The following is a 14240-nucleotide window of genomic DNA, read 5'->3' as shown; positions in this document are numbered from 1 at the left end:
CAGCGACCTCGCGGACGCGGCGGGCGAGCAGCCGCCAGGAGACCGTGCGCGGACCACCGGCGGCGGCCATCTCGACGAGCGCCGGGCTGGCGTCGTCGGCGAGGTCGTCGAGCGCAGCCCACAGCGGCCGATGGTGGTCGGACCCGAGACTCGGGCTGGACGACGTGTCTCGAGCCGCAGCACCCGAGAACGGTCGGGCACCGCGAGACTCGGGTGCGTCGTGCGTGCCGGCCTGGAGGCTCGTCTCGCCGCCGCCGGGCGCGTGGTCCTCCGGCAGGCGGTCACCCAGCCAGTCGAGGACGGTCCCCGCGACGTCGGCGTCGTCCGGCAGCAGGTGGCCCGCACCCTCGAAGCGGTGCACGTCGGCGTGCGGGAGCCGGTCGGCCAGGTCGTCGAGGTAGCGCTCCAGGAACACCGGGTCACGCGGTCCCCACATGACGAGCGCCGGGACCTCGAGCGCCGCGACACCGGCGGCGATCCGGTCGAGCTCGGCGGCGCTGGGGTGCGTGCGGTCGACGGGGATGTCCGCGACGAAGCCGCCGATCCCCCCGCGCCGGGCGGCTCCGCGGTACGGCGCCCGGTAGGCGTCGGCGACGGGACGGTCGAGCGACGGGTGCGCGATCGCGAGCGTCGTCTCGAGGAACGCGGGCGTCAGCACCGTCCCGCGCCCGAGCACACCGGGACGCAGGGCGAGCCGCAGCGGAGCGGGGATCGGTGCGTCGTCGGGCTGGTGCACGGCCGTGTTGCACGTCGCCACGCCCACCACGAGGTGGGGGTGGTCGACCGCCCAGCCGAGCGAGACGACACCGCCCCAGTCGTGCCCGAGGGTGACGACGGGTCCGGTGAGCCCGAGCTCGTCGGTCAGGGCACCGAGGTCGCGGACGCGGTCGGCCAGGCGGTGCTGGTCCGCGGTGCGCTCCGAGAAGCCCATGTCGAGCTGGTCCACCGCGACCACGCGCCAGGCCGGACCCCCGGCCCTGGCGGCGTCGAGCGTCCGCGCGGCGACGGACCGCCAGAGGTAGGACCACGTGGGGTTGCCGTGCACGCAGAGCAGGGTGCCGACCGGAGTGACGCCGAGGGCCTCGAGCTGATCGGCCGTGTCGAGGAGGTGCCAGGTGCGCGCGGGGCGAGCCGCGCCTCCCGGCTGTCCACCCGGTGACGCGGGGACCGTGACCAGGCGGGACCAGGCCGGGTCGAGTCCGGGCAGGGGCGGCGGGAGCGTCGCCGGAGCCGTGCTGGCGGCGACGCGCGGGAGGCCGGACCTCACCAGCGCAGTTCCATCATCGCCGTGTTGATGCCGGAACCGACCCCACCGAGGAAGACGCGGTCACCGCGGGTGATGCCCCCGCGGTCGACCTCGTCGGCCAGGGTGATCGGGATCGATGCCGGACCGACGTTGCCGTAGCGCTGGTAGGTCGTCGGCACCTTGGTGCGCGGGATGCCGATGGCCTCGACGAACGCGTTCGTGTGCACGTCGGAGACCTGGTGGAGCACGTAGCGGTCCATGTCCTGCCAGTCGAAGTGCGACCGCGCTTCGTTCCAGGCGGCGACGACGAGCTCCATGCCGCCCTTCAGCAGCATCTTCGCGTCGGTGAACATGCCGTCCACGCTGCCGACGCACAGGTCGTACCACTGCGTCGCGGCACGGGTGACGCCGCCGATGATGCGGTGCCCCTCGGGGTGGACGTCGGACGGGCCGAGCACGGCGGCCGCGGCACCCGATCCGAGGGTCAGGCTCGCGAACTCGCTCATGAAGTCCTTGCGGTTCCGGCCGCCCTGGTTCAGGCGGTCGATCGTGTTGAGCTGCACCTGGTCGGCGTCCTCGCCGTCCACGATGAGCGCGTACTTGATCTGCCCGGAGTCGATCATGCCCGCGGCGACGCTCATCGCGTTGACGAAGCCGAGGCAGGCGTTCGCGATGTCGAAGTTGATCGCCGACGTCGGCAGTCCGAGCCCGTGGTGCAGGCGGACGGCGACGCTCGGCTCGAGGTGGGGGCGCGTGACGGAGGTGTTGATGAGCAGGCCGACGTCCTCCGGACGGATGCCGGCCTCGGCCATCGCGCGACGGCCGGCGTCGATCGCGGCGTCCTGGAAGGTCTGGCCCTCGCCCCAGTTGCGGCGCTCGGTGACACCGGCGACCCGCTCGAGCAGACCGGTCGGGAGACGCAGCCGACGCAGGGCCCCGCGGAGCTTCGCCTCGATGTCCGCGGACGTCGTCACACGGTCCGCGACGGTGGTCGCGACCGACAGGAGCGACACGTTCTGGTGCTTCGCCGTGGCGTTGCCGGGGCGCTCCGGTTCGCTGCTCGTCGACTGGTCGACCGGTCGTTCCGTCATGATCGTCACCGACACATACTTCCGCATCTGACCTGGGTACGCGATCCGGGTGCGCTGGGCGGCACCGGTCAGGCGTCCTTGGGCAGCTTGCGGACCTTCGACCGACGGCGGCGGCGGTCCGGGATCATCGAGCGCATCTCCTCGAGCTTGCCGAAGCAGAGCAGGCGGTCGCTGGCCTGCAGTTCGACGCCGCTGCGGGGGTTCGGGATCACCGAGGCGCCGCGGTGCAGGGTCAGGACCGTGATGTCCCGGTCCCAGAGCCCGGACTCCTTGATGGTCTTGCCCACCAGGTCGGCGTTCGTGTGCACGAGGAGCTCGGCCACCCCGTAGCCGGTCGAGACGCTGAGGCGCTGACGGACGTCGATCTCCGGGAACGCGACCTGGTTGCCGATGAAGTCGATGATCGCCCCGGCGACGTCGAGACCGGTCGCGCGCTCGATGCCCTCGAGCCCCGGGGAGGAGTTGACCTCCATGACGAGCGGCCCGTCGTTGCCCTCGAGCATGTCGACGCCCGCGACGCGGAGGCCCATGATCTGCGCCGAGCGCACCGCCGCTTCCTCGTACTCGGGGCTCAGCGTGACCTTCTCGACGGTGCCGCCGCGGTGCACGTTCGACCGGAACTCGTCGCCGGACGCACTGCGTCGCATCGCGGCCACGACCCGGTCCCCCACGACCAGTGCACGGATGTCCCGGCCCCGGCTCTCGGAGATGAACGCCTGGATGAGCACGTTCTGCTTCGTGGAGTGCAGGGTCTCGACGATCGACTCGGCGACCTTCGCCTCGGGTGCCAGGATCACGCCGATGCCCTGTGTGCCCTCGAGCAGCTTGATGACGACCGGTGCCCCACCGACGCTGTCGATCGCCCCGCGGACGTCGGCGCGGCTGTTCACGAACGTGGTCGCCGGCATGCCGATGTGGTGGCGGGACAGGATCTGGTTCGCGCGGAGCTTGTCGCGCGAGTTCGTGATGCCCGTCGCCGTGTTCGGCGTGTAGACGTCCATCTGCTCGAACTGCCGCACCACCGCCGTGCCGTAGTAGGTGATCGAGTTGCCGATGCGCGGGAGCACGGCGTCGTAGTCGCTGAGCAGCTTGCCGCGGTACAGCAGGTCGGGCTCGTCGCCGGACAGGTCGATGGCGAACCGCAGGGTGTTCAGCACCTTGACCTCGTGCCCACGGTCGACCGCGGCGGCACGCAGACGCTGCGTCGAGTACGCGTGCGGGGCGCGCGACAGGATGGCGAGTTTCATCGGGGTTGCTCCACGGGGTCGAGACGTCGACGGCGACGCTCAATCAAAGCATGCGACAGGATGGGCACATGGCCCGGAACCCGACGATCGCAGGATGGCGTGAGTGGGCTGCCCTGCCCGGGCTGGACCTGCCCTGGATCAAGGTGAAGCTCGACACCGGGGCGCGGAGCTCGGCGCTGCACGCGTTCGACCTCGAGGAGCTCCCCGGCGACCGGGTGCGCTTCTCGGTGCACCCGTGGCAGGACACCGACGCCGACGCCGTCACGCACGAGTGCGACGTGCACGACCGGCGGATCGTCCGGAGCTCGACGGGGCACACGCAGGAGCGCATCGTCGTGCTGACGCCGATCACGCTCGCGGGCCGCACGATCGACGCCGAGGTCACGCTGAGCAACCGCGACCAGATGGGCTTCCGGATGCTCGTCGGCCGCGAGGCGCTGCGCCAGGGGTTCCTGGTCGACCCCGCCCGGTCGTTCATGTCGGGGCGGGCACCGAAGGAGATCCGGCGGCGCAACCGCGGTCGCGCCTGAGGCGCGGGGGCGCGCGGCGCTGGCGCTGAGGGGCGGCGCGCTGTGCTCCCGCACAACGGAAGGCACGCCGCGCCACGTCGTTCCGTGGTGCGACGCGCGTCCCGTTGTGCGCGCCTCCCACCATGCGTCCCGCACGAAGGCGGACGGGAGGCGCGGGGCGGGCTGGATCCGCGCCTCCCGTCCCGGAAGGGCCGTATTCCACAGGCTTCGTCCCGCTCGTACTGAAATGCTACGTTCTACACCTTGCCGGTTCGGTGACGGGGGTGGAACGTGGGGTTCGAGTTCGACGACGCCGCAGCTGCGCGGCTCGCCGCGTGCGCTGCACAGGCCGCGTTGGCGCTGCGCGGGAGCGCATGGCCGCGACGGAGCGCTGCTGAAGCAGCGCTGCGGGACTTCGACGGCGGGTACGCGCGCCTGTTCGAGACCGCCAGGAGCGTCGAGTCCGAGGACCGGGTGCGACTCGCACGCGCCCTCGACGACCTCGCCGACCAGGTGCGGATCGCCCAGCACCAGGCCTCGCGGGAGCGGCGGCGCCGGTCGGAGCTCGCGGCCTGGCAGAGACGAGTGGCCGACCGCCAGCACGCGCTGGTCGGCGTGGGCGCCGTGTGGGAGCCGGTACTCGACGCGAGCGCAGCGGTCTTCGATCCGGAGCCCACCGATCCCCCGATCAGACCGACGCCCGTCACCGCGACCTTCCGCGCTCGACACCGACGACGGACCGGTGGGCAGTCGACCGGGCGCAGCAGTGCTGATCCAGACCGGTTGCGACAGTTCGCAGCCGCGGCCCAGGCGCAGGACGGCGTGACGGAGCAGGACCTCGTCCGCGTCCGGAACGCGTGGGCGGGGTTCCGTGACCGGTGCGGGTGGGTCCCCGTCGAGGCCCCCCCGCTGCCCGGCGGCTTCGGCGAGTACCTCGACGAGAACGCCGAGGACGCCCGGTGGGCGGCGCGGGTCGCCGACGCGTTCGAGGCTGCCGGCGGAGGGTCGGTCGCCGACGTCGCGCTCGACGTCGCCGGAGCGTCGACCCTGTCCCCGGCTGTACAGCGGCTGCTGGACCCGTCCCTGACCCCGGCGCAGGTCGCGGCGGCGTGGAAGGAGCTCGGGCTCACCGCAGAGGACATCGCGGCGCTCCCGCTGCGCGCACAGGTGCAGGTGGCGAACCTCGACGGGGTGCCCGCCGTCGCTCGTGACGCGGCCTCGCGGCGGGTGCTCGCCGTGGCGATTCGAGACCCGGAACGGATGTACCGACTCTTCGGCCTGGCTTCCACGTACGGCGCGGTGAGCCTCGAGGAGTTCACCGCACAGGTCCGCGCGCTCGCTCAGGGCCTCCAGCGGGCCGACAAGATCGCAGCCGATCTACCCGCGCCGACCGTGACGGTGGCGCAACTCGTCGGCTTCGGCGTCGCGAACGGCGCTCCCGTCGCCGCGGTCGTGCTGGGCGACCTGGACACCGCCGAGAACGTCACGGTGAACGTCCCCGGGGCGACGACGACCCTCGACAGCACCAGACAGAAAGCAATCGCCGCTGCAGGCCTCCTCGACTCCGCTGCGAAGGTGGAGAGTTCGGCGTCCTACGCGGTCGTGTCCTGGTTCGGCTATCGCGCACCCGCCTTGCCCGAAGTCCCGGCACAGGGACGAGCCGCCGCGGGTGGGGCCGAGCTGGCGTCCTTCCTCGACGGCATCCACGACAGTCGAGGCGGGGCACCGCGTCGACTCACGGTGCTCGGCCACTCGTACGGCTCGACGACCGCAGCCGAAGCACTGGCTCAGACCCGACACCGCGTCGACACCTTCGTCACCTACGGGTCGGTGGGCTTCACCGACGCGACCAAGCCGGAACACCTCGACGTCGACCGCGTGTACGCGACGGAAGGGCAGGCGGACCACACCGCCATCACGGGCAGGATCGGCCGGACCGACCCACGCGACCTGCCGAACGTCGAGGTCTTCAGCTCCGAAGCGGCGGACGGTCTCGCGGCCGTGACGGGCCACGACATGTACCCCGAAACCGCCGGCCAGGTCGGCTACCTCAGCCCGGGTTCCACCGCCCGGCACACCATCTCGCAGATCATCGCAACGGGAGAGCGAGGATGACGACCATGCGATCGATCCGCGCCCTCGCCGCAATCATCGCCTGCGCCTGGCTCCTGTCCGGATGCACGGCGGGAGGAGACCGCATGCCCGTCGACGCCGCAGGCCTGACGCAGGAGGACGTGGCGCGGATGTCGCTCCACGAGGAGTTCGATCGGTACCACGAGCACTACGAGCGGATGCAGCAGGTGCTCGCGGCCGCGCAGCGTCAGGTGCGCGACCGCGAGTGGCGGTGGAACGGTGGCGACCGCGTGCCGTCGGGTGGAGGAAACGAGAACAGCGTGGTGCCGTTGGCGGGTTCCACCATCGACAACAGCTACGCGATGGACACGACGCGCGTCTGGTCCTCTCCTGACGCCGGCAGCGACCGTCGTGAACTGCGACCGATGATCGACTACTTCGAGGACCAGGGCTGGCCCTGGCGAGAACGAACCCTCGGCAAGGACCACGACGTGTGGGCGGTCACCGACGACGGCTGGCACATCCAGTACCTCATCGTCAGCAACGGCAACCACGCCCTCACGATCTACAGCGGGCAGTACTGGACGAACGACAGTCTGGCGCTCACCGAGGCCGTCGGCGGCCGCAACGACGGGGAGTACCCCGAGGAGTCCTTCCCCGGCGAGTACCCGCCGTTCCCGAAGTGGAGCGACCCGATCATCCGACCACCGAAGATCTGATGCGACGCCTCCTCACAGCCCTCGTCGCCTCCGCTTCACTCGCACTGACCGGCTGCGCCCCAGCGAGCGACCCCTCCGCCGTCGACGCCGCTGGCCTGACGCAGGAGGACGTGGCGCGGATGTCGCTCCACGAGGAGTTCGATCGGTACCACGAGCACTACGAGCGGATGCAGCAGGTGCTCGCGGCCGCGCAACGTCGGGTGCACGACGGTGAGTGGCGGTGGGTCGGCGGCGACCGTGTCCCCGGGATCGGTGGTGACGGCGTCGTCCCGTTGATCGGTTCGACCACCGAGAACAGCTACGACCTGCGCACATCACGCGTCTGGTCCTCCCTCGACGCCGGCAGCGACCGTCGTGAACTGCGACCGATGATCGACTACTTCGAGGACCAGGGCTGGCCCTGGCGAGAGCGCACGCTCGGGAAGAACCACGACGTGTGGGCGGTCACCGACGACGGCTGGCACATCCAGTACCTCATCGTCAGCAACGGCAACCACGCACTCACGATCTACAGCGGACTCTTCTGGACCAACGACGGACTCGAGCTGACCGAAGCCGTCGGTGGCCGCAACGACGGGGAGTACCCCGAGGAGTCCCGCCCCGGCGAGTACCCGCCGTTCCCGAAGTGGAGCGACCCGATCATCCGACCGCCGAAGATCTGAGCGCCCGTCACGCTCAGTTGCCCGGATGACGCTCCGTGACGACGGCCGTTCCCCCGCCGAGGAGACGTGCCTACGCTCCACGCACCGGCCCGCTCGCCGGCGTCCCGCACCCGAGGAGACCGACGTGACCGACCAGACCATCGCCCGCCAGGTGGACGACTTCAACCAGGGCTTCACCGCCCAGATCGGCCCGGAGCTGTCCGCGGTCTTCGACGGCGAGCAGGCCGACCTGCGCGCTTCGGGCGTACCCGACGGGGTCGTCGGCGCTGGTGCGACCGCTCCGGACGCGCGGCTCGTCACCCCGACGGGCGAGGAGACCTCACTCGCGGCGATCCGCGGTTCCACCCCGACCGTCGTCGTCTTCTACCGCGGTGCCTGGTGCCCCTACTGCAACATCACCCTGCGCACGTACCAGCAGGAGCTCCTCCCGGCACTGCGGGAGCGCGGTGTGCGGCTCGTCGCCGTGTCACCGCAGACGCCGGAGGCGGCCGAGCAGTCGATCGCGAACGGCGAGCTCGCCTTCCCCGTGCTCACCGACCCGGAGAACGTGCTCGCCGGGCGCTTCGGCATCGTCACGGAGCCGAGTGCCGCCGCGCGAGCCGCGCACACGGAACTCGGCTTCGACGTCGCCGACAGCAACGCCGACGACACCGCGGCGATCCCGTTCCCGTCGGTCTTCGTGATCGACGCCGACGGCGTGGTCCGCTTCGCGGACGTCCACGTCGACTACACGACCCGCACCGAGGTCGCGGACGTCCTGACCGCGGTCGACGACCTGGTGGTCCCCGCGCACTGACCGGCCGACGCGCAGCCGACGGGGTCCGGACGGGAGGCACGGTGCAGGCGACGGGCGTCCGTCACCGGCACCGCGCCTCCCGTCCGTGCGGTGACGGGCCGCTCAGTGCAGGAGTGCAGACGCGACCGCACGAGCGGTGGCGGCGTCCGCCGCCGGGTCGCGCAGGCGCATCGCGAGCGACCCGGAGACGACGAGCAGCAGTTGTTCGGCGAGCGCCGGGGCACGGTCGCCCACGACCGGCCGAGCCGTCTCGGTGAGCCGTCGGCGCAGGGTGCTGGTCTCGCGGTCGAGGACGGCGCGCAGGTCCTCGGGGGCGTCGACGTACTCGGCGGCGGTACCGAGGAACGCGCACCAGCGGGAGCCCGTCGGGGTGGACCGGTAGTCGTCGAGCGCGTCGAACACGGCGAGGAGCCTGCCGCGGTCGTCCGTCGCCCGCTCGAGCGCCCGGTCCCAGGTCGCGACCCAGTCCTCGTGGCGTCGGTCGAGCGCGGCGGCGACGAGGGCCTCCTTGCTCGGGTACCCGCGGTAGAGCGTCGCCGACGACACCCCCGCGCGCTCGAGCACGGCGTCGATCGGGGTCGCCGCGATGCCCCGCGTGAAGAACAGCTCCTCGGCGTTTTCGTTACGGGATCACCTCCTGGTGGTCGGCGGGCTCGGACTCGTCGCTGCGACGTACGGCCTGGTGCGCCTGGCGTTCGGGCTCTTCCTGCCGGACGTGCAGCGCGACCTCGGCTTCGGAGCGGACGTCGGCGGGGCGGTGTCCTCGGGCGCCTCGGTCACGTACTGCTTCGGCGCCGTCGTGGGGTTCCTCCTCGCGGGCCGCGCTGCCCGGTGGCTCGTCGTCGGCGCGGCACTCACCGCGGGCATCGGCGCGATCGCGATGGCGGCGAGCCCGTCAGCCATCGTGTTCGGGGCCTCCGTGGTCGTGGCGTCGATCGGTGCCGGACTCGCGTCGCCGGCGATGGTGCAGCTGGTCACCGGTCGGGTCGACGAGGCGGCCCGCGACCGGGCGCAGGCGGTCGTGAACTCCGGCACGGGTCCGGGGCTCGTCGCCGCCGGACTGCTCGCGCTCGTGCTCCTGCCGGACTGGCGGGCCGCGTGGGCCGTCGCCGGGGTCGTGACGCTGGTGGTCGGTGGCGTGGTGTTCCTCGCGGCAGGGCGGACCGTCGACGTCGGGCGTCCGGCGCGCCCCGTGCTGCCCGGCCGGTCGTGGTTCGGTGCACAGGTCGTGCCGGTGGTGGTCGCCCTGCTGTTCGGCGCGGGCTCGGCGGCGGTCTGGACCTACGGCCGCTCGGCCCTCGTCGGTGCGGGTGTGCCGAGCGTGCTGACGGTCGTGGCCTGGATCCTGCTCGGCGCCGGCGGCGCCTCGGCCGCGGTGACGGCACGGTGGACGAGCGGGATGCCGGCCGCTCGCCTGTGGCTGCTGACCACGACGGCCGCCGCCGTCGCGGTCCTCGCACTCGGGCTGCTGCCCCACGTCGTCGCGGCCGCACTGGTGGCGTGCGCACTGTTCGGGTGGGGCTACACCGCAGCGACCGGTGCCCTCATCGCGTGGACGACCGAGATCGACGAGGAGTACGCCGCTGCGGGCACCGCGGTGCTCTTCGTGGTGCTCGTCGCCGGACAGGCGCTCGGGGCAGCGGCCGCCGGCGCACTGGTCGGACCGGCGGGCACGGCGCCGACCTTCATCGCTGCCGCCGCCGTCGTGGCGGTCGCTGCCGGTACCCCGCTGCTGGTCGCCCGTCGGAGCCTGCGGTCAGCGGCGCCCACCCGGTAGCGTTGACCGCATGGGGAGGACGACGGAGGGGTGGGGCCGGCTGCCCGTCGGGCCGCGGGAGCACCGCCAGGACGCAGTGCTCGCGCTGGTGCTCGGCGTCGGGCTGGCCGTCACGACCACGTTGTACGGCGCAGTGGGCGTGTACGGCGACGACCAGGCTCCGTGGTGGACCTCGGCGCTGATGATCGTCGCGAACGCCGCACCGATCGCGTTCCGTCGCCGGTGGCCGATGACCGTCGCGGTCGTGTCCGCGCTGGCGTACGCGGCGACGCAGCTGCTCCACGTGCCCGAGATCGTCCTCATCAACTTCACGCTCTTCATCGCGCTCTACACGGTGGGCGCCTGGTGCTCGGACCGCGTCCGTGCCGAGGTGGTCCGCTGGGTGATCATCGGCGGGATGTTCGCGTGGGTGTTCGTCTCGCTCTCGTTCGGGTGGGCGGCGCCGAGCGCTCTCCCGGGCGGCGACGACGCGCTCATCCCGCCGTACGTCGCGTACTCGCTGGTCAACATCCTGATCAACGTGCTGTACTTCGGCGGCGCCTGGTACGCCGGCAACCGGGCGTGGGCAGCCGCGGTCGCGAAGCAGGACCTCACCGAACGCACCGCCGAGCTCGCGTCCGAGCGGGAACGCACCGCTGCCCAGGCGCTCACCCTCGAGCGGGTGCGGATCGCCCGGGAACTGCACGACGTGGTCGCGCACCACGTGTCGCTGATGGGCGTCCAGGCCGGGGCTGCGCGACGCGTGGTCGTCCGCGATCCGGCACAGGCCACCGCGTCACTCACGGTGGTCGAGGACAGCGCGCGCACCGCGGTCGAGGAGCTCCGTCGCATGCTCGGGACCCTGCGTGAGGACGACCGTGGCGGGGACGCGACCGACACGGCACCGAGCGCGACCGACACAGCACCGAGCACGGCCGGGCTCGGGCGGATGCCCGAACTCGTCGAGGCCGTGCGCACCGCCGGCCACGACGGCGAGTACGTGGTCGTCGGGGACGAACGCACCGTCCCGCCGACCGTCGGCGCGGTGGCGTTCCGGATCGCGCAGGAGGCCGTGACGAACGTCGTGAAGCACGCCGGACCGAGCGCCCGGGCCGACGTGCGGCTGCGCTACCTCGACGACGCCATCGAGGTCGAGGTCGCCGACGACGGACACGGCGCCGGCGCCGTCCGCGACCCGCGCAGCAGTGGGTTGGGACACGTCGGCATGCGGGAGCGCGTCGCCGCGGTGGGCGGACGCATCGAGATCGGGCCGCGCGCCCGGGGAGGGTACCTGGTACGGGCATGGCTGCCGACGACCTGACGATCGTGCTCGCGGACGACCAGGACCTGGTGCGCGCCGGCTTCCGCGTGATCCTGGAGTCCGAGCCGGGCTTCCGGGTGATCGGCGAGGCCCCGGACGGTGCGGCTGCGGTGGAGGCCGTCGTGGCCCTCCGGCCCGACGTCGTGTGCCTCGACGTCCAGATGCCCGGTGTCGACGGGCTCGACGCGGCGCGACGGATCGGTGCACTCGCGGACCCGCCGGCGGTCCTCGTCCTCACCACCTTCGACGACGACGATGCCCTGTTCCAGGCGCTCGAGGCCGGTGCGAGCGGGTTCCTGCTGAAGAACGCCTCCCCCGAACGGCTGATCGACGCCGTCCGCACCGTCGCGGCCGGTGACGCACTGCTCGCCCCCGACGTCACCCGCCGGGTGATCAGCCGTGCGACCGCCGGACACGGGCCGGACTGCCCCGGAGCCGCCGGCGGGGACGGGGGTCCGGCCGTACCGGACACCGGCGCGGCGGCCATCGCCACCGCGGGCCTCACCGAGCGTGAGGCCGAGGTCCTGCGCCTGCTCGCCCGCGGGTTCAGCAACGCCGAGATCGCCCGCGAGCTCTTCGTCGGCGAGGCCACCGTGAAGACGCACGTGTCGAACGTCCTGCAGAAGACCGGTGTCCGCGACCGGATCCAGGCCGTCGTCTGGGCATTCGAGCGCGGGGTCGCCTCCGCGAGCTGACGGAGTCCGCTCCCCCGCGCGGTGGAGCCGTGGCGTCGGGAAGTCCCGCCTCCCGTCGGAGGTGCGCCGTGCCTCCCGGCCAATAGCGTCGAGACGTCGGCGAGGACCGCCGACGGAAGGGGAACGGGCGATGCTCACCATCGAAGGGGTCACGAAGCACTTCGGCGACCGCCGGGTGCTCGACGACGTGGGGTTCTCGGTCGGCAGCGGCCGACTGACCGGGTTCGTCGGCGGCAACGGCGCCGGCAAGACGACCACCATGCGGATCCTGCTCGGCGTGCTGCAGGCCGACACCGGGCGGGTCACGATCGACGGCAGCGAGGTCGGGCCGACCGACCGCCGCCGCTTCGGCTACATGCCCGAGGAGCGCGGGCTCTACCCGAAGATGCCGGTCGCCGAGCAGATCACCTACCTGGCGCGTCTGCACGGCGTCGACAAGCGGACCGCCGGGCAGCGCACGAGCGCACTGCTCGAACGCCTCGACCTCGCGCAGCACGCGGGCGACGCCGTCGAGAAGCTCTCGCTGGGCAACCAGCAGCGGGTGCAGGTCGCCGCGGCACTCGTGCACGACCCGGAGGTCCTGGTGCTCGACGAACCGTTCTCGGGCCTGGACCCGATGGCGGTCGACACCGTGCTCGGCGTGCTCCGTGAGCAGGCCGCCAAGGGTGTGCCGGTGCTGTTCTCGAGCCACCAGCTCGACGTGGTCGAACGGCTCTGCGACGACGTCGTCGTGATCGCCGACGGCACGATCCGCGCCGCCGGCTCCCAGGAGGACCTGCGCCGCAGCGCCGGACCTGCCGCGTGGGAGCTGCTCGTCGACGGTGACGTCGCCTGGCTCCGTGACGAGCCCGGCGTGACCGTCCGCGAGTTCGACGGCGGCTACGCCGTGTTCGAGGCCGACGAGCCGACCGCGCAGCGTGTCCTGCAGCGCGCCGTCCAGCACGGCACGGTGGGGTCGTTCGCCCCGCGGGTGCCCCGACTCAGCGAGGTCTTCCGGGAGGTCGTCCGATGAACAGCTCCTTCGTGAACGCGGTCAGGCTCGTGACCGCCCGCGAGATCCAGGCCCGTGTGCGCAGCAAGGCCTTCGTGGTCTCGGCGGCGATCCTGCTGGTGGTGGTCGTCGCCTCGATCGTGATCGGCGGCATCGTCGGCAAGGCCACGGCGGACGACACGACCCCCGTCGCCGTCGTCGACGGGGTCTCGCTCGAGTCCACGGCCGGCTTCGACGTCACCCCGACGCGGACCACCGCGCAGGCCGAACGCCTGGTGCGCGACGGCGAGGTGGACGCCGCCATCGTGCCGTCCGACGACGCCCTCGGCTACTCGGTCGTGGGGCTCGAGGACGCCCCGACCGACGTCGTCAGCGCGCTCAGTGTCACGCCGTCCGTCGAGCTCCTCGAGCCCGGGACGCTGTCCGCGGGGCTCGTGTCCGCCATCGGCATCATGTTCGGCGTCGTGTTCTTCGCCTCCGCGGTGACCTTCGGTTCGTCGATCGCGCAGAGCGTCGTCGAGGAGAAGTCCACCCGGGTCGTCGAGATCCTGATGGCGGCGATCCCGGCGCGGGCACTGCTCGCCGGCAAGGTGCTCGGCAACAGCATCATGGCCTTCGCGCAGATCGTCGCGATCGCGATCGCCGGGGTGGTGGCCCTCGCGGTCACCGGGCAGGACAACCTGTTCACCCTGCTCGGGCCGAGCGTGCTGTGGTTCGTCGGCTTCTTCGCGGTCGGCTTCGTGCTCATCGCGTCGCTGTTCGCCGCGTCCGCCGTGCTCGTCTCCCGTCAGGAGGACGTCGGCAGCGTGACCATGCCGGTGATGATGCTCGTGATGATCCCGTACATCCTCATCGTGGTGGCGGCGGACGACCCGACGATCGTGGGGATCATGTCGTACGTCCCGTTCAGTGCGCCGATCGGCATGCCGATGCGCATCTTCCTGGGGACGGCCGAGTGGTGGGAGCCGATCGTGTCACTGCTGGTCGTCGCCGCGTCGGTCGTCGTGGTCGTCGCCGTGGGCGCGCGCATCTACGAGAACGCGCTGCTCCGGACCGGCGGTCGCGTGAAGCTCGCGGAGGCGCTGCGCGGCTGACGAGCGGGCGACGGACGGGAGGCACGGTGCCAGCTGGCAC

General features: G+C 72.2%; 14 protein-coding genes. 10 read left to right on the top strand and 4 right to left on the bottom strand.

The features are described from left to right. The 3 genes from D8M35_RS07370 to rimK form a co-directional block, all read right to left on the bottom strand. Nucleotides 1–1267, bottom strand: a 1267-nt coding sequence (locus D8M35_RS07370) for an alpha/beta fold hydrolase (RefSeq protein WP_148113339.1), incomplete at its 3' end; no start/stop codon positions are given. Then, nucleotides 1264–2337 (bottom strand): 3-oxoacyl-ACP synthase III, encoded by a 1074-nt coding sequence (locus D8M35_RS07365; RefSeq protein WP_126891264.1) that lies wholly within the window; start codon nucleotides 2335–2337, stop codon nucleotides 1264–1266. The genes D8M35_RS07365 and D8M35_RS07370, both read right to left, overlap by 4 nt. A 68-nt stretch (nucleotides 2338–2405) precedes the next feature. Then, nucleotides 2406–3584: a 30S ribosomal protein S6--L-glutamate ligase gene (gene rimK / locus D8M35_RS07360; RefSeq protein WP_058727301.1), complete on the bottom strand. Its 1179-nt coding sequence runs from the start codon at nucleotides 3582–3584 to the stop codon at nucleotides 2406–2408. Nucleotides 3585–3652: 68 nt separating this feature from the next. Between rimK and D8M35_RS07355 the strand changes: the two genes are divergently transcribed. The 5 genes from D8M35_RS07355 (at nucleotide 3653) to D8M35_RS07335 (ending at nucleotide 8343) form a co-directional block, all read left to right on the top strand. Next, entirely contained in the window at nucleotides 3653–4114 is a 462-nt protein-coding gene (locus tag D8M35_RS07355) for a RimK/LysX family protein (RefSeq protein ID WP_126891262.1), read from the top strand. A 270-nt stretch (nucleotides 4115–4384) separates the two neighbouring features. Beyond that, nucleotides 4385–6208 (top strand): alpha/beta hydrolase, encoded by a 1824-nt coding sequence (locus tag D8M35_RS07350; protein ID WP_126891261.1) that lies wholly within the window; start codon nucleotides 4385–4387, stop codon nucleotides 6206–6208. Between the two features lie 5 nt (nucleotides 6209–6213). Beyond that, a complete protein-coding gene (locus tag D8M35_RS07345) occupies nucleotides 6214–6885 on the top strand; it encodes a hypothetical protein (protein WP_126891260.1) in 672 nt (223 codons plus the stop codon). Beyond that, complete coding sequence (locus D8M35_RS07340; RefSeq protein ID WP_126891259.1) at nucleotides 6885–7547, top strand: hypothetical protein; 663 nt, start codon at nucleotides 6885–6887, stop codon at nucleotides 7545–7547. The genes D8M35_RS07345 and D8M35_RS07340 overlap by 1 nt, the downstream gene beginning before the upstream one ends. A 124-nt stretch (nucleotides 7548–7671) precedes the next feature. Further along, entirely contained in the window at nucleotides 7672–8343 is a 672-nt protein-coding gene (locus tag D8M35_RS07335) for a peroxiredoxin-like family protein (protein ID WP_126891258.1), read from the top strand. A 102-nt stretch (nucleotides 8344–8445) separates the two neighbouring features. On the opposite strand, the gene D8M35_RS07330 is transcribed toward D8M35_RS07335, so the two are convergent. Further along, nucleotides 8446–8949: a TetR/AcrR family transcriptional regulator gene (locus D8M35_RS07330; RefSeq protein WP_126891257.1), complete on the bottom strand. Its 504-nt coding sequence runs from the start codon at nucleotides 8947–8949 to the stop codon at nucleotides 8446–8448. A 34-nt stretch (nucleotides 8950–8983) separates the two neighbouring features. Here D8M35_RS07330 and D8M35_RS07325 point away from each other — a divergent pair, with 34 nt between their 5' ends. The 5 genes from D8M35_RS07325 to D8M35_RS07305 all read left to right on the top strand — a co-directional run bounded on the left by D8M35_RS07325 (nucleotide 8984) and on the right by D8M35_RS07305 (nucleotide 14200). Then, complete coding sequence (locus D8M35_RS07325; RefSeq protein WP_202976539.1) at nucleotides 8984–10120, top strand: MFS transporter; 1137 nt, start codon at nucleotides 8984–8986, stop codon at nucleotides 10118–10120. Nucleotides 10121–10130: 10 nt separating this feature from the next. Continuing rightward, complete coding sequence (locus tag D8M35_RS07320) at nucleotides 10131–11420, top strand: sensor histidine kinase (protein ID WP_126891255.1); 1290 nt, start codon at nucleotides 10131–10133, stop codon at nucleotides 11418–11420. Then, nucleotides 11402–12115 (top strand): response regulator transcription factor, encoded by a 714-nt coding sequence (locus D8M35_RS07315; protein ID WP_126891254.1) that lies wholly within the window; start codon nucleotides 11402–11404, stop codon nucleotides 12113–12115. Before D8M35_RS07320 ends, D8M35_RS07315 begins: the two co-directional genes overlap by 19 nt. Before the next feature lie 130 nt (nucleotides 12116–12245). Beyond that, nucleotides 12246–13127 carry an ABC transporter ATP-binding protein gene (locus tag D8M35_RS07310; protein ID WP_126891253.1) on the top strand — a complete coding sequence of 294 codons (882 nt, stop codon included), beginning with the start codon at nucleotides 12246–12248 and terminating at the stop codon, nucleotides 13125–13127. After that, complete coding sequence (locus D8M35_RS07305; RefSeq protein WP_126891252.1) at nucleotides 13124–14200, top strand: ABC transporter permease; 1077 nt, start codon at nucleotides 13124–13126, stop codon at nucleotides 14198–14200. Before D8M35_RS07310 ends, D8M35_RS07305 begins: the two co-directional genes overlap by 4 nt. Nucleotides 14201–14240: the final 40 nt, after the last annotated feature.

It is taken from the genome of Curtobacterium sp. HSID17257, from assembly GCF_003989515.1.
Classification (GTDB): domain Bacteria; phylum Actinomycetota; class Actinomycetes; order Actinomycetales; family Microbacteriaceae; genus Curtobacterium.
Note: the sequence above shows the minus strand (reverse complement) of the source record. Positions and strands in the feature narration are given on the sequence as shown.

Excerpts from the sequence above, each read along its gene's own strand:
- D8M35_RS07365 (WP_126891264.1), bottom strand. The coding sequence starts at position 2,337 with ATGACGGAACGACCGGTCGACCAGTCGACGAGCAGCGAACCGGAGCGC.
- rimK (WP_058727301.1), bottom strand. The coding sequence starts at position 3,584 with ATGAAACTCGCCATCCTGTCGCGCGCCCCGCACGCGTACTCGACGCAG.
- D8M35_RS07355 (WP_126891262.1), top strand. The coding sequence starts at position 3,653 with ATGGCCCGGAACCCGACGATCGCAGGATGGCGTGAGTGGGCTGCCCTG.
- D8M35_RS07345 (WP_126891260.1), top strand. The coding sequence starts at position 6,214 with ATGCGATCGATCCGCGCCCTCGCCGCAATCATCGCCTGCGCCTGGCTC.
- D8M35_RS07340 (WP_126891259.1), top strand. The coding sequence starts at position 6,885 with ATGCGACGCCTCCTCACAGCCCTCGTCGCCTCCGCTTCACTCGCACTG.
- D8M35_RS07320 (WP_126891255.1), top strand. The coding sequence starts at position 10,131 with ATGGGGAGGACGACGGAGGGGTGGGGCCGGCTGCCCGTCGGGCCGCGG.
- D8M35_RS07315 (WP_126891254.1), top strand. The coding sequence starts at position 11,402 with ATGGCTGCCGACGACCTGACGATCGTGCTCGCGGACGACCAGGACCTG.
- D8M35_RS07310 (WP_126891253.1), top strand. The coding sequence starts at position 12,246 with ATGCTCACCATCGAAGGGGTCACGAAGCACTTCGGCGACCGCCGGGTG.
- D8M35_RS07305 (WP_126891252.1), top strand. The coding sequence starts at position 13,124 with ATGAACAGCTCCTTCGTGAACGCGGTCAGGCTCGTGACCGCCCGCGAG.